This window comes from Methylophilales bacterium (assembly GCA_019823025.1).
Lineage (GTDB): Bacteria > Pseudomonadota > Gammaproteobacteria > Burkholderiales > Methylophilaceae > BACL14.
Genome location: CP081940.1, coordinates 698,316 through 712,037 on the forward strand (window position 1 = coordinate 698,316; position 13,722 = coordinate 712,037).

General features: G+C 33.7%; 14 protein-coding genes. 3 read left to right on the forward strand and 11 right to left on the reverse strand.

Annotation, left to right across the window (positions count from 1 at the left end; translation table 11 throughout):
• Positions 1-39 precede the first annotated feature (39 nt).
• The 8 genes from K6112_03800 to K6112_03835 form a co-directional block, all read right to left on the reverse strand.
• Positions 40-321 (reverse strand): STAS domain-containing protein, encoded by a 282-nt coding sequence (locus tag K6112_03800; GenBank protein QZP17161.1) that lies wholly within the window; start codon positions 319-321, stop codon positions 40-42.
• Positions 311-910, reverse strand: a complete 600-nt coding sequence (locus tag K6112_03805; GenBank protein ID QZP17162.1) for an ABC transporter substrate-binding protein — start codon at positions 908-910, stop codon at positions 311-313. Before K6112_03805 ends, K6112_03800 begins: the two co-directional genes overlap by 11 nt.
• Before the next feature lie 2 nt (positions 911-912).
• A complete protein-coding gene (mlaD, locus tag K6112_03810) occupies positions 913-1,389 on the reverse strand; it encodes an outer membrane lipid asymmetry maintenance protein MlaD (protein ID QZP17163.1) in 477 nt (158 codons plus the stop codon).
• Positions 1,390-1,409: 20 nt separating this feature from the next.
• Positions 1,410-2,195: a lipid asymmetry maintenance ABC transporter permease subunit MlaE gene (gene mlaE, locus K6112_03815; protein ID QZP17164.1), complete on the reverse strand. Its 786-nt coding sequence runs from the start codon at positions 2,193-2,195 to the stop codon at positions 1,410-1,412.
• A 2-nt stretch (positions 2,196-2,197) separates the two neighbouring features.
• Positions 2,198-2,992, reverse strand: coding sequence for an ABC transporter ATP-binding protein (locus K6112_03820; GenBank protein ID QZP17165.1), 795 nt, complete (start codon positions 2,990-2,992; stop codon positions 2,198-2,200).
• Positions 2,993-3,057: 65 nt separating this feature from the next.
• A complete protein-coding gene (ccsB, locus tag K6112_03825) occupies positions 3,058-4,164 on the reverse strand; it encodes a c-type cytochrome biogenesis protein CcsB (GenBank protein QZP17166.1) in 1,107 nt (368 codons plus the stop codon).
• A 12-nt stretch (positions 4,165-4,176) separates the two neighbouring features.
• Positions 4,177-6,123 (reverse strand): cytochrome c biogenesis protein ResB, encoded by a 1,947-nt coding sequence (locus tag K6112_03830; protein QZP17167.1) that lies wholly within the window; start codon positions 6,121-6,123, stop codon positions 4,177-4,179.
• Between the two features lie 77 nt (positions 6,124-6,200).
• Positions 6,201-6,830 (reverse strand): c-type cytochrome, encoded by a 630-nt coding sequence (locus K6112_03835; GenBank protein QZP17168.1) that lies wholly within the window; start codon positions 6,828-6,830, stop codon positions 6,201-6,203.
• A gap of 92 nt (positions 6,831-6,922) precedes the next feature.
• Between K6112_03835 and yihA the strand changes: the two genes are divergently transcribed.
• Entirely contained in the window at positions 6,923-7,528 is a 606-nt protein-coding gene (gene yihA, locus K6112_03840; GenBank protein ID QZP17169.1) for a ribosome biogenesis GTP-binding protein YihA/YsxC, read from the forward strand.
• Here the strand turns inward: yihA and trmB are convergent.
• The gene (trmB, locus tag K6112_03845; GenBank protein QZP18480.1) at positions 7,520-8,206 is read right to left on the reverse strand and encodes a tRNA (guanosine(46)-N7)-methyltransferase TrmB; all 687 of its coding nucleotides are present in this window, start codon (positions 8,204-8,206) and stop codon (positions 7,520-7,522) included. The two genes, yihA and trmB, sit on opposite strands and share 9 nt — an antisense overlap.
• A complete protein-coding gene (locus K6112_03850; GenBank protein QZP17170.1) occupies positions 8,194-9,348 on the reverse strand; it encodes an SAM-dependent methyltransferase in 1,155 nt (384 codons plus the stop codon). The genes trmB and K6112_03850 overlap by 13 nt, the downstream gene beginning before the upstream one ends.
• 57 nt (positions 9,349-9,405) lie before the next feature.
• Here K6112_03850 and K6112_03855 point away from each other — a divergent pair, with 57 nt between their 5' ends.
• Together K6112_03855 and topA are read left to right on the forward strand one after the other, a co-directional pair.
• Positions 9,406-10,152, forward strand: coding sequence for a pteridine reductase (locus tag K6112_03855; protein ID QZP17171.1), 747 nt, complete (start codon positions 9,406-9,408; stop codon positions 10,150-10,152).
• A 139-nt stretch (positions 10,153-10,291) separates the two neighbouring features.
• Complete coding sequence (topA, locus tag K6112_03860; protein QZP17172.1) at positions 10,292-12,763, forward strand: type I DNA topoisomerase; 2,472 nt, start codon at positions 10,292-10,294, stop codon at positions 12,761-12,763.
• Between the two features lie 3 nt (positions 12,764-12,766).
• On the opposite strand, the gene K6112_03865 is transcribed toward topA, so the two are convergent.
• The gene (locus tag K6112_03865) at positions 12,767-13,660 is read right to left on the reverse strand and encodes a serine hydrolase (protein QZP17173.1); all 894 of its coding nucleotides are present in this window, start codon (positions 13,658-13,660) and stop codon (positions 12,767-12,769) included.
• Between the last annotated feature and the right edge of the window lie 62 nt (positions 13,661-13,722).

Sequence of the window (13,722 nt, forward strand, 5' to 3'; positions counted from 1 at the left end):
TTAAGAAAAAATTCAAGAGGGTAAAGAGATTTATTATCTTTAGATTAAATCTTCTACCCCATAAAGTTTTGCGAGCTTCAGCAAATTTTTTGGTGGAGTGTTAATCGTTACAATTTGATTATTTCTTTTAGCATTTCTTTTAAACTCAAAGATTAAACTTAACGCTGAAGTATCTACATGTTTAACTTGAGATAAATCAATCTGAACTGAATCGGACCAATCAAAGTTTTTTGTTTTTTCAATTAAACTCGGGATTTCGTCATATGTTATAGATCCTGACAATTTCCAGAAATTAGATTCAAATTCTATATTAAGCGGCATTATTTTTATTTTCTAACTCTTTTAAAAGTCCATCAATACCATTTGTTCTTACTGAGGTTCCAAACTGACCACGGTAGTTAGTTATCATACTGACACCTTCAATAATTAAATCTATCACTAACCATTTTCCAGTACTGTTCGACAAGGCGTAGTCAACATTAATTGGCTGCGAGCTTGCTTGAGTAATTTCTGTTTTGACAGTCACTATACTGCCTTTTTGTTTTTTCATGGGAAGCACCGTTATCTTCTGATCGGTGTACTTTGAAAGAGCGACGGCATAAGTTCTCAATAAAAGCATTTTGAAACCTGAGCTAAATTCCTCTTTTTGCTCCGCTGACATTTTTCTCCAATTCTTTCCCATCACAAGACGACAAATTTTATTGAAATCAAAACTTGGTAAGATTTTAGACTCAACAAGTGCATATATTGCTTTTTTGTTTCCAGCTTGAATATCTTTATCAGACTTAATAGCATTAATGACATCATCCGCAGTTTTTTTTACTACCTCATCAGGGCTTAATTCAGCAATTGCTGCTCCCGAAAAAAATGTCACCATTAATGCAAGAAACCACTTTTTTAAATTAAACATATTTAATCTTTATCCTTATCGTCATCATCACCAGCACTATTATATAAAAATTGGCTGATTAATTTTTCTAATACTACTGCATCTTGTGTATGAACAATTAAATCTCCTGCCTTCAAATTAACGTCATCCCCTCCTGCTTCCAAAGATAGGTATTGTTCACCTAGTAAACCTGCAGTATAAATGTTGGCAAAGGTATCTGTTGGAAATGAATATCGTTCATCAATATTAATTTTAACCACTGCATGGAAAGCTTCTGGGTCGAAAACAATTGAACCAATCCGACCAACAACAACCCCTGATGCTTTTACAGCTGCTCTTGGCTTTAAGCCACCAATATTTTCAAAATAGGCTTTTACTTCATATGTTTCTTTTACGTCGTTGGATGTTAAATTTCCAACACGTGTTGCCATATAAAACATTGCAATTATTCCTAATGCAACAAAAATTCCAACCCAAATATCTAATTTAACTCTTTCCATATCTATATTTTCCCATAATTTTAAACAAACATAAATGACGTTAATACAAAATCGAGCCCTAATACACTGAGTGATGAAATTACTACAGTTTTTGTCGTTGCTCTACTGACACCTTCAGCTGTAGGAGGTGCAACAAGTCCTTGATATAAAGCAATTAATGTGCAAGTAAAGCCAAAAACAATACTTTTTATCGCCCCATCAACAATATCATTATGAAAATCAACATTTGCCTGCATTTGTGACCAAAATGCTCCATCATCGACTCCAATAATTAAAACAGCAATAAAGTAGCCTCCTAAGATACCAACCATTGAAAATATAGTGGCTAAAATTGGCATACTTATCATCCCCGCCCAAAATCTTGGCGCTACAATCCTAGCAACGGGACTAACTGCCATCATTTCCATCGCTGATAATTGCTCTGTTGTTTTCATCAATCCTATTTCAGCTGTGATAGCAGTCCCAGCTCTGCCTGCAAAAAGCAATGCTGTTACTACAGGACCTAATTCTCTGACCAGAGCTAACGCAACTAAAACACCAATAGCTTCAGATGAGCCATATTTTTCAAGTGTGTAATAGCCTTGAAGGCCTAATACCATTCCTACAAAAAATGCAGATACAATAATAATAACTAGTGAAAGAACACCAGTGAAATATATCTCTTTAATCGTTAAATTGAATCTTTTAAAGCTATCAGATGAATAAATGATCGTTAAAAAGAAAAGTCTTGCACATGATCCTAAGCCTGATAAAGAACTTCTAGCTGATGCGCCTAACTTTTCAAAAAAATTTAATATGTTATTCATTTTTAAAGTGCGAGATCAGATTGATAGCTTGGGGCTTCGGCATGAAAAGGAACAGGTCCATCTTTTTCTGAGTGAATAAATTGTTTAACAAATGGCAATTTAGATGCCAATAATTGTTTTGGCGATCCTTCTGCCGCCACCCCACCGTCAGCCAAGAAATATATATAGTCTGCGAATGAAAAAGTTTCGGCAACATCATGAGTAACTATAATTGATGTTGCTCCTAATGCATCATTCAATGATCTTATTAAATCACAAATTACGGCCATTGATATTGGATCTAAACCTGCAAATGGTTCATCGTACATTATAATATCTGGGTCAAGGGAAATAGCCCTCGCCAATGCTACTCTTCTTGCCATTCCTCCAGACAACTCAGCAGGCATTTTTTTATGTGCTCCTCTTAAACCAACTGCATTCAATTTCAACAACACAAGATCTTTGATTACATTTTCAGGTAAGTCAGTGTGTTCACGCATTGGAAAGGCCACATTTTCATAAACAGATAAATCGGTAAATAAGGCACCGTGCTGGAATAACATGCCCATTTTCCTTCTAATATTTCGAAGTCCTTCTCGACCTTGTTCGTGGACTACTTTGCCATCAACATTGACATTGCCTGAGTTTGGCTTTAATTGACCGCCTATAAGCTTAAGGATAGTTGTTTTACCACAACCACTTCCCCCCATGATTGCAGAAACCTTTCCTCTATTAAATTGCATATTAATATCTTTGTGGAGAAGCTCTTTACCATAACCAAATGATAATTTATTTATAGATATTAAGTTTTCGTCCATTTGTGCGTGGGTGCTTTAATCATAGATTAAAGCAATCGTACTTTAGAATAAAGCTCTTTGCAACTTTAAAGTTCGCCGTAAGAATGAAGGCCTGAAAGAAAAAGATTAACTCCTAAAAATGCAAAGGTTGTAATTACTAGGCCAATAACTGACCACCATGCCAACATCGGACCTCTCAGACCTTTGACTAATCTCAAGTGTAGCCAACCTGCATAATTAAGCCAAACAATAAGCGCCCATGTTTCTTTAGGATCCCAAGACCAATAACCACCCCATGCTTCTGCTGCCCAGACAGCTCCTAAAATAGTAGCAATTGTAAAAAATATAAAACCAATAGCAATTGCTTTGTAAGACAAGTCATCTAGGATAATTAAGCTGGGTAGTCTAGACCTCAGTATGCCTTTGTCAGCTAATAAATAAGCGATAGAAATCATAGCCGCAATAGCAAAAGCTCCGTAGCCGATAAAATTTGCTGGCACATGTATTTTCATCCAATATGATTGAAGTGCAGGCACTAAAGGTTGAATTGCATCGGCCCCTTTTGAAAAGGTGTACCACAATATAAATCCTACTGCGACGGTAATAATTATAAGCACGAAAGCACCTAGTTCCTTTCGATTCATTTTTTCTTCATAATAAAGGTGCAATAACGCCGTAATCAAACAGAATAAAACAAAAACTTCATACAAATTACTGATGGGTATATGGCCAACATCAATACTAATTAAATAGGACTCAAACCACCTTACCAGCAATCCTATAAAACCCATTGCCGTAGCAATCCATGTCAATTGGGAAGCAAAATTTCCAAAAAAAGCTTGTTTTTTAAATAAGTAAAGCCAATACATTAAAAGGCTTAGAGGGTATAAGGAGCACATCCACATTATTGCAGATTGACTCGATAAGAAGTATTTAAGTATAAATCGTTCCTCGCCTGATAATAGGTTCCCCTCGTACAAAAATATTGAGATAAAGCTAAGAGCCAGAACGGATGTAACTAGATATTTAAAGCTTTGCCAATAGTTACTCATCCAAATAAATGTTAAGCCTGTTCCAACAAGGATAAACATTTCGTAATAATCCATATATTGATGAAATTTAAACAGGCCTAAGGCAGGAAGCATCAACATAGAAACAATGAATAAGTAATTAAATATTTTTTTAAAGATCATATTTTGTTTCCATTAGTTAAAAGTTTTTTTCATAAGTTGGCTAATTTTATGGGCAAATTGATCAAACTCAAGCCTATGTCGATTAGTAGTTAGCGCCAATAAAATATCTTTATTATCTTTTTTCTTCAAAATCCACAACCTTACTTCTTGGATGTAAATCATACAAAATATCCCAAGCACCAAAAGAATTGACCCCAAATAAACCCAAAACTGTCCAGGTGATTTAGTTAATTGCAAACCACTGGATTGGACATGAACATAATTTTTTAATTCAAGAAATATGGGTAGCCCATAAAAAAAACTGTCATTAAATCCAGTTAATGATTCTTGAACAAATTTATGGTTACTCTCGAATAAAAAATTATCAGCCTCAATGTTATTTAATTCATAGATAGTGATAAGCTCTTTTCCTACTAAAAATATAATTTTTATATAACTATTGGCAATTCTCTCTTGATCTTCAATCGGTAATGTTGTGTCAATAGATTCTGCAATCTGACTATACCCCCCTTCGATAAATCCAGACAAAACCCTATCAACCCCCTCAAAATAAATTTGGCTTTTCTCTCCACCCTCAGGGAAAGATTGAGCTACAACTCTCTTAATTGCGTTATTTAAAATTTGAGGCGAGTGAAGAAGCTCTCTGAAAATCATAAAACCATTGATCTCACCATTTGCATCTGCGGGTAACTTTAAGTATTGGTAGTCTTCTTGAGGCGTCTTTCTCATTCCACTGACAAAGTAAGAAGAATTATCAATCATCATAGGATATTGATAAGTTTGATATTCTTTTGCCTGACCAGACTGATTCCTAACTTTATATATAAAACTAGGCCCTACATTTGTGGGTTTTTTCTCATTACCAATTTCAATATCTAAAATATTAAATTTTCGAAAGTCGTTAAATTCAAAAAAATAAGTTTGGTTGTTAATTACCAACTCATTTTTTTTAAAAATAATACTTTCCATTTTTGACGTCTTTTCAGCTGAATGAAGATTCCAGACATCAAGCGCTAATTCCGATCCACCATCTTCGAATGATGATTGATAGATTGTTACCCCATTAAAAGTTAATGGGGTATTAACGTTAATCGTTTTTTTTATTAACTCGCCAGTCTCTTTATCTTCCACAATTAAGTCGCTCTCAAAAGATTTCGGCTGTCCTGTGCTGTAATGTTCAATTCTAAAATCATTCAACCCAACAATAAAAGGTAGGTCTTGAATGAAGTAACCTTCTTTAGCCTTTAAAACTGCTACGCTCTGTTTTTCTCCTTCTCTGAGTAACATTTGAGCTCGATATGAAAAATTTGAATTCGTTAATTTGCCAGACTCAGGCACATCATTCAAAGCTAAATCTTCATATATAATTTGTTTTGAACCTGTCAACTCCTGCATCTTTAAAACAAGATTGCCATCCATCAGCCCACCAATACTAATGATAATAATTGCCAAGTGGGTAAATATGTATCCTAACTTTTGTAGGTCTCCCTTCTTTGCAGAAATAATTAAGTCTCCGTTTTTATTTGTTTGTTTCTTAACCCTAAATTTATTTTCAGTAAGTAATTTTTCTAATTTACTGGTGCTAAATTTCTTAACAGGAATTTCATAACTGTGTTTAAAGGATTTTAAAGATCTTTCACGAGCGTTAAGTTGGAATTTTTTATACTCCTTTAATATTTTTGGTGAGTTTCTCGATACACAGAATGAGGTAGAGATAATTAAAAAAATGAGTATTAATAAAAACCAGAATGCTTGGTAGACATTATATAAGCCCATGGCTTCAAAAAATTCGAACCAGAACTGTCCAAATTTGATAATGTAATTCTCGTAGGGTTCGTTTTGTTTGAGGATAGTCCCTATGACTGATGCAATACCTATAAAACAAAGCATAGTGATTGCAAAGCGCATCGTGCTTAGCAGGTGAATGAAAGAGGGTAAATTTTTTGTTGATTGAGCCAAGTTTAAAATCTTAATTTTTTAGTAGAAGATACATATGTATAAGAGATTGATTAGCAGGCGATAGTTCACTATTTAGATTATTGTAATCCTTGGATATAGTCGGCAACAGCCTTCATTTCTTCTTCAGTAAGCCTCACTGAAATTGCTCTCATCGGTGCTGATGCTGTTCCAGGCTGATCTTCTAAAACTCTAAAACGATTTAGTTGGCTCAATATATAGTCTGAATGCTGAGCATTGAGCCTGGGATAAAGGTTCGGTACTCCGTGCCCTGCAGGGCCATGACAGCTCGCACAAGCGGGAACCCCTGAATCCTTAATTCCTGCTCGAAAAATCTTTTCGCCCTTGGAGCCGATACCGTTAGAGGTTGCAGCTGATAATTGAAGTTTTTGTTCTGAGAAATAAATACCTAAATTATCCATGTCTTCAGCAGACAGACTTGCCGCTATACCCTGCATAAGAGCATTTTTTCTTATGCCATCTTTAAACTTATTAAGTTGTGTCGTTAAATATTGAGCATTTTGGGCAGCAATTTTTGGGGCAATTTTCCCGTTAAGGCTATTCCCATCCATACCATGGCATGCCATACAAACATTTTTTACTAATTCTTTGGTTTTTGAAAGTTGTTGGTTATCAAGAGCACTTTCAGCAAATGAAACAGAGTTAAAAAATATAAAAAATAGTAAGAAAATGTATTTATTCAAGAGCATATTTACCTTAATTGAGTTTTATTTTATTAAAGACAACATATTATATACAAATGTTCCAGACGAATTGATCTAAATCAAGTTAAAATTGCGAAATGTCTTTTCTACAAAATGTTTCTTTTATCATTTCTACAAATCACTTTGAAGAACTGCCGGTAGATATTGGGAAAGAGATTGCTTTCGCAGGTCGATCAAATGCAGGCAAATCAAGTGCAATTAACTCACTGACCAATAAAACCCGACTAGCTTATGTCAGTAAACAGCCAGGAAGGACTCAACTCATTAATTTTTTTAAAATTCAGGACATGCAATCTTTAGTTGATCTGCCAGGTTATGGCTTTGCAAAAGTCCCTAAACCCATGAAAGATCATTGGAGAAAACTATTACCAAAATACCTTAAGGAACGTAAAAGCTTGATTGGTCTTATTATTGTGGTTGATATAAGAAGGGAGCTAACAGAGCTTGATACGCAGATGCTAGATTGGTTTGCACCGCAAAAAAAACCTATCCATATTTTACTCACAAAGAGTGACAAAATTTCAAAAGATAAGTCATTAAGAACACTTAAAAAAATTCAACAGGAGTTAAATGCTAGATGGGGTGAGTTGCACAAAACACAATGTTCAGCCCAGTTATTTTCAAGCTTAAAAAAACAGGGAATTGACGAAGCCACAAAAAAAATAGAAGAGTGGTTATCGTAAAGTAATAAAAATATCCCAGACTTGATGTCCTAGCCTTAAACCCCTATTTTCATATTTAGTCAAAGGCCTTGATTGAGGCTTCTCATTGAAATCTCTTTTGGATATTTTAAAAAATTTATTCTCCCCAACTAAAGTAATAATTTCTAGAGCATATGCTTCCCAGTCAGTAGCTATATGAATATAACCAGATTGGTTGAGCTTAAGCTCCATAAGCTTTAAAAAAGAATTCTTTAATAATCTTCGTTTATGATGCTTTTTCTTTGGCCAAGGATCAGGGAAAAAAATATGGATTCCATCTAATGATTTATCTGGAATCATTTCATTCATAACCTCAATGGCATCATGCTGAATAATCTTTAAATTTTCAAGTTGGCTAAGATTAATTTTATTCAAAAGACTTCCAACGCCAGGCGAATGAACTTCAACAGCTAAAAAATTTGAACCAGGCATTTCTTGAGCCATTTTAAATGTCGTATCACCCATTCCAAAACCAATCTCTAAGATTATTTTATTTTTTTTAGAGAAAACTTGATCAAAATTTATTGGTATTTTTTGAAAAGGAATTGTATATTTAGATGCAAATTTCTTTATTCCACTTTCCTGATATTTGGTGAGTCTCCCTTGTCGAAGAATATAACTTCTAACTGGTCTTTTATTTAACTCTGTCAAAGTTGTAATTTCCTATCATTTTTATTAAATCCAAGAGAGCTTACATCCGTATTCTTTGCAATACCTATAACTTTGATTAAATCTCCCATCTCAGCTGGTGATGTCAGTCTCTGGAATGCATTCGTTTGTATCTTAAAATCCGAAATATTATTAGGGTCATGTTCACTCAAAAAATCTAAAGCTCCAGCATTTATCAAAAAATTAGCCTGAGAAACAAAACCACTGACCGTACAACCGGCAATTTTAGCCAATCTTGAGATATGTGAAAAATTAATATGCCAAGTTATATCCTGTGCTCCCAAAAATGCAAATGGATTAGCATGTGCGTGATGCTTGTAATGGCACATCAATGTCCCTTCCGTTCTATCTTGATGAAACAATTCATTTTGGCAAAATCCATAATCTACAAAAAAAATCATGGCTTTTTTGATTATTTTAAAAAATTTATTAAGCCATTCATCTAAATTCTTAGAATATTCAAAAATATATCCCGTAGGTAAATTTTCTGTATCAATAATGCCTGCAAGTTCAAGATTAGGCTTATCATCTTCTTTCCAATCCAATTGATTATTTTCAATGCCTACCTTTCTTTCGAATATTTGTTTATTTTTTATTTCATAAATATTTGTTGGGAACGCATCCAAAAATTCATTTGCAAAAATAATACCTTCAAACTTTTCAGGAACTTCGGAAACCCATTCAACCTTCGAAAAAAATTCATTCGATAACTCTTTTTGCATGATCTTTTGTTGTCTTTTTACTAAATTATTACTTATTTCATAAATTAAATATTGATCGATTTGGATATTATTTTTTTCTGCAGCAATAAGTAAATCAACTGCAAATTGACCATTGCCCGCTCCTAATTCAAGTATTGATGATGGAAGATGAACAAAATTCTCCTTAAATGAATTCAGAAAACATCTTGCAAATATATTTGAAATCATGGGAGCGGTTATAAAATCACCAGACTCTCCAAACTGTTCTTTATACCCAGTGTAGTAACCATGTTCTTCATCGTAAAGTACAATATCCATTAATAATGAAAATGAAATTGAGCCACCTGATTGAATAATTTCTTTTTTTAACCGATGATTTAAGGCATCATGGACTGATTCTTCAAGTTGGCTAAGGGAAGGTAAATTCGTCATATCTTCTAGATTATAATAATTTTTGTATAAATATCTAAAAAATTTAAAACAAACCATTTGAAAACAAATAATAAAAAAATAGCGCTTGTCACCGGTGGGTCAAAAAGAATTGGAGCATCAATTTGCGAGGAATTACACAAAACAAATATTAATGTAATGATTCACTATAAAAATTCAAAAGAAGATGCCTTACATCTAAAAGACAAGCTCAATAAAATTAGAAGTAATTCAACAGATATTGTCCAAGGTGATTTATGTAAAACAGAATCATATGAAAAAATTATTTCAAATGTAATTAAAAGATTTGGACAGCTTGATTACTTAGTCAACAATGCTTCAAGCTATTTCCCTACGCAAATCGATAATCTCAATGAAGATGACTGGAACGATTTAATTTCAACCAACCTTAAGGCACCATTATTTTTATGTCAGGCAGCGGCAAAATTTTTAAAAGAAAAAAAAGGATCAATTGTCAATATTACTGATGCTAATGAAAATAATCCAAAGAAACATTATATTATTTATAACCTAGCCAAGAGTGGCTTGGTCTCCCTCACAAGATCGTTAGCTATTGATTTAGCCCCCCATGTGAGAGTGAATGCTGTAGCACCAGGTGCAATATTATGGCCTGAAGATGGTCAAGAATCTGAAGCAGGTTATCGAGAAAACCTTATATCTCAAACATTTTTAAAAAAACAGGGTGCGCCAAAAAATATTGCAAAAGCTGTTGTTTTTCTTTTATCCACTGCCACATATACTACAGGTGAAATAATTCATGTTGATGGAGGTGGTGCTTATAAATAATGGATAAAAAAGGATTATTTATAAGTAAATTTTAATTAAAAAATTTATTCTGCAAAAAATCTATTTTCAATTTGAAGCTTGTGTAGTTGGTTTTTTATAACTATCATGCTTAATTTTCAACTTAACTCTTTTTGCTTATATGTCAAAATTACTAATAGTAGAGTCCCCTTCTAAAGCTAAAACTATTAGCAACTATCTGGGTAGCGAATATAAGGTGCTTGCCTCTTATGGTCATATAAGAAATCTCCTTCCAAAGTCAGAGGGAATAAATACTGAAAATTTTGAGATGAATTTTCAGTTAATTGATAGAAATAAGAAGCATATGGATGCTATCTCAAAAGCAGTTAAAGATTCAGATGAAGTCCTTCTCGCAACTGATCCCGATCGTGAAGGTGAGGCAATTGCATGGCATATAGCTGAAATTCTAAATTCTAAAAAACTCATTAAAAATAAAAAAATTGCTAGAATTATTTTTGGAGAAATTACTAAAAATGCAATTATTGATGCGCTCCAAGAACCTCGAGATATTGCTAGCGCCCTTGTTCATGCTCAACAGGCGAGACAAGCACTTGATTATTTAATCGGGTTTAATCTATCTCCTTTGTTATGGTCAAAAATTCGTTATGGGCTATCAGCCGGTCGTGTTCAAAGTCCTGCACTTCGTTTAATTACTGAGCGTGAAAAGGAGATTAAGAAATTTATTAAAAAAGAATATTGGTCCATTCATCTTGATACTCAAAAAGAAGATTCAAAATTTTCGACAAAATTGGTGACTCTTGAAAATAATAAATTAGAGCAATTTACAGTTACTAACGAAGCTCAGCAAAAAGAAATTGTGGGTGAGTTAATTTTAAAAAGCGCTGGTAAAACAAAAGTGAGTCGTGTTGATAAAAAACAAAGGACTAGAAAGCCACCTTCACCTTTTACTACATCTACCATGCAACAAGAAGGGGTAAGGAAATTAGGATTTACAACCAAAAGGACTATGATAATTGCCCAGCAGCTTTATGAAGGTATTAAAATTGGTGAGGGTGCGGTTGGTTTGATTAGTTATATGCGTACTGACTCAATGACACTTTCAAAAGAGGCAATTGAGCAAGCAAGAAATTATTTGAAAAAAAACTATTCTCCTGATTTTCTTCCAAATAAGGCAATTGAATACAAAACAAAATCAAAAAATGCACAAGAGGCACACGAAGCCATTAGGCCAACAGATATTTCAAGATCTCCAAAAGAACTTAAAAGCTTTCTAACTGAAGAGCAATTTAAACTTTACGAAATGATCTGGAGAAGAACCTTAGCTTGCCAAATGACATCTGCAGTTTACGATGTTGTTAGTGTGGATCTTGAAATTGGATCGAATGAAAATATTTTTAGAGCTAATGGCCAAACCATAAAATTTCCAGGATTTATGTCAGTCTATATTGAAGATCAAGAAAACGATGATACAAATAGTGAATCTAAGAAATTGCCTCCTCTTGAAGTAGGGGATCAACTTGAGGTTAACAGTATCCACGGAGTTCAGCATTTTACTGACCCACCGCCCCGATATAGTGAGGCAAGCTTAGTAAAAACACTTGAAGAGTTTGGAATTGGAAGACCATCGACTTATGCCAGTATTATTTCAACGCTGCAAGAGCGAGATTACGTTGTATTAGATAAAAAGCGTTTTACTCCAACAGATGTAGGGAATGTTGTTATTGATTTCTTGACAGAACATTTTAGCAACTATGTTGATTATGATTTTACTGCTCATCTAGAGGCAGAACTTGATGATATCGCAGCTGATAAAAAGGACTGGATAAAAGTGCTACGAACATTTTGGGTAGATTTTGACAAAAAAATTAAAGAAAAAAGTGAATTGGATAGAACCAAAATAACCCAAAAGTCTATTGATGAAGATTGCCCTAAGTGTGGCAAGCCCTTACTTTCAAAACTTGGAAGAAGAGGTAACTTTATTGCCTGTTCTGATTATCCTGAATGTAAATTTACCAGAAGTGCTAATGGTGACTTACCTCAAGAACCAAAAGTAGTTGGGAAGGATGCGGGAACAAATATTGATATTCTTCTTCTTATTGGTCCTTATGGTCCTTACCTTCAACTCGGTACCCAAGAAGAAGGTACAAAAATTAAACCTAAACGCGTGACTATTCCCCCAACAATTCCCTTAGCTGATCTGAATGAGGAAATTGCACAGAAGCTAATATCACTTCCTCGTGACCTGGGTATTCACCCAGATACAGGGAAAAAAATTATTGCGAGTATTGGTCAGTTTGGACCTTACGTAAATCATAATAGTAAATTTAAAGCTATTCCGAAATCTGACGATATTTTTAAAATTACACACGAAGAGGCGGTAGAACTTTTAAAACCTTTAAGAAGAATAGGTATTGATCCAGCTACAAATTCAACAATTGATATTTATAAGGGTAGATTTGGATTCTATCTTCAAAGAGATGCCATTAAAGTAAACATTGCAAAGAATCTTAATTACGAAAATATTGAGCTTGAAAAAGCCATTCAATTGATCACAAAGAAAGAACTAGAAGAGAAAGGTAAGAAAAAGACCGCTAAGAAAAAGACCGCTAAGAAAAAGACCGCTAAAAAATAATTGTTAATTAACAGATATTTGACTAATTTTATTCATTATCGATTCTTTCTTTATCCACTTCTTAACTCTCTGCGCGTCTGCAAACCTAGTTAATGTGCCGTAAGAATTCAAAAAGATCATAATAACTGGTTCATTACTTATCGTTGCCTGCATCACCAAACATCGACCTGCGTCTCTAGTAAACCCTGTTTTTGATAAACCAATATCCCAAGTACCTTTCCTAACCAACCTATTGGTATTTACAAATCCAATTTCATTTTTCCTTTTGCCTATTCTAAAAGTCTCTTGTGATGTCGTAGTTATTTTTCTAATTTCTGGATATTGATAAGCAGCTTCTACCATCCTTACAAGATCCCTAGCTGTAGATTTATTTCTTTTATTTAAGCCAGTAGAATCCGCAAACTTACTGTTATGCATTCCTAATTTAAGTGCTTTTATATTCATTGCTTTTATAAAGCCTTTCTTGCCTGAAGGGTAAGCTCTGCTTAAAGCGGAGGCCGCCCTATTATCTGAGGACATTAAAGAAATTTTAAGTAAGTCATATCCAGTTACCAATGTACCTATCGGTATTCTTGAGCCCGTTCCTTTAAGTCTATCAATATCATGCTTTGTAATTTTAATTTTCTTTTTTAAATCAATTTTAGAATCTAGTATGACCATTGCCGTCATTAGTTTTGTAAGGGATGCAATCGATGCCTCTGAATAGGCATTCTTTTGGTATATTACTTTGCCATTATTTTGATTTACAACCATTGCTTTGGCTGACCTTACTTTTGGGTCAGACTTATATTTTGCAAACTTGCTATTAAAGTTATCAAGTTGATTATCGGAGAGAGAATTAAACGAAATACTTAGAAGGAGGAAAAAGGATGATATAAAACATAAAAATTTATTCATAGATAGTTTTAATCCTAGTTTATAATTCTACAAATTATACATTTTTTCTTTAAAATAATATA

Excerpts from the sequence above, each read along its gene's own strand:
- K6112_03800 (QZP17161.1), bottom strand. The coding sequence starts at position 321 with ATGCCGCTTAATATAGAATTTGAATCTAATTTCTGGAAATTGTCAGGA.
- K6112_03805 (QZP17162.1), bottom strand. The coding sequence starts at position 910 with ATGTTTAATTTAAAAAAGTGGTTTCTTGCATTAATGGTGACATTTTTT.
- mlaD (QZP17163.1), bottom strand. The coding sequence starts at position 1,389 with ATGGAAAGAGTTAAATTAGATATTTGGGTTGGAATTTTTGTTGCATTA.
- mlaE (QZP17164.1), bottom strand. The coding sequence starts at position 2,195 with ATGAATAACATATTAAATTTTTTTGAAAAGTTAGGCGCATCAGCTAGA.
- K6112_03820 (QZP17165.1), bottom strand. The coding sequence starts at position 2,992 with ATGGACGAAAACTTAATATCTATAAATAAATTATCATTTGGTTATGGT.
- ccsB (QZP17166.1), bottom strand. The coding sequence starts at position 4,164 with ATGATCTTTAAAAAAATATTTAATTACTTATTCATTGTTTCTATGTTG.
- K6112_03835 (QZP17168.1), bottom strand. The coding sequence starts at position 6,830 with ATGCTCTTGAATAAATACATTTTCTTACTATTTTTTATATTTTTTAAC.
- yihA (QZP17169.1), top strand. The coding sequence starts at position 6,923 with ATGTCTTTTCTACAAAATGTTTCTTTTATCATTTCTACAAATCACTTT.
- K6112_03850 (QZP17170.1), bottom strand. The coding sequence starts at position 9,348 with ATGACGAATTTACCTTCCCTTAGCCAACTTGAAGAATCAGTCCATGAT.
- topA (QZP17172.1), top strand. The coding sequence starts at position 10,292 with ATGTCAAAATTACTAATAGTAGAGTCCCCTTCTAAAGCTAAAACTATT.
- K6112_03865 (QZP17173.1), bottom strand. The coding sequence starts at position 13,660 with ATGAATAAATTTTTATGTTTTATATCATCCTTTTTCCTCCTTCTAAGT.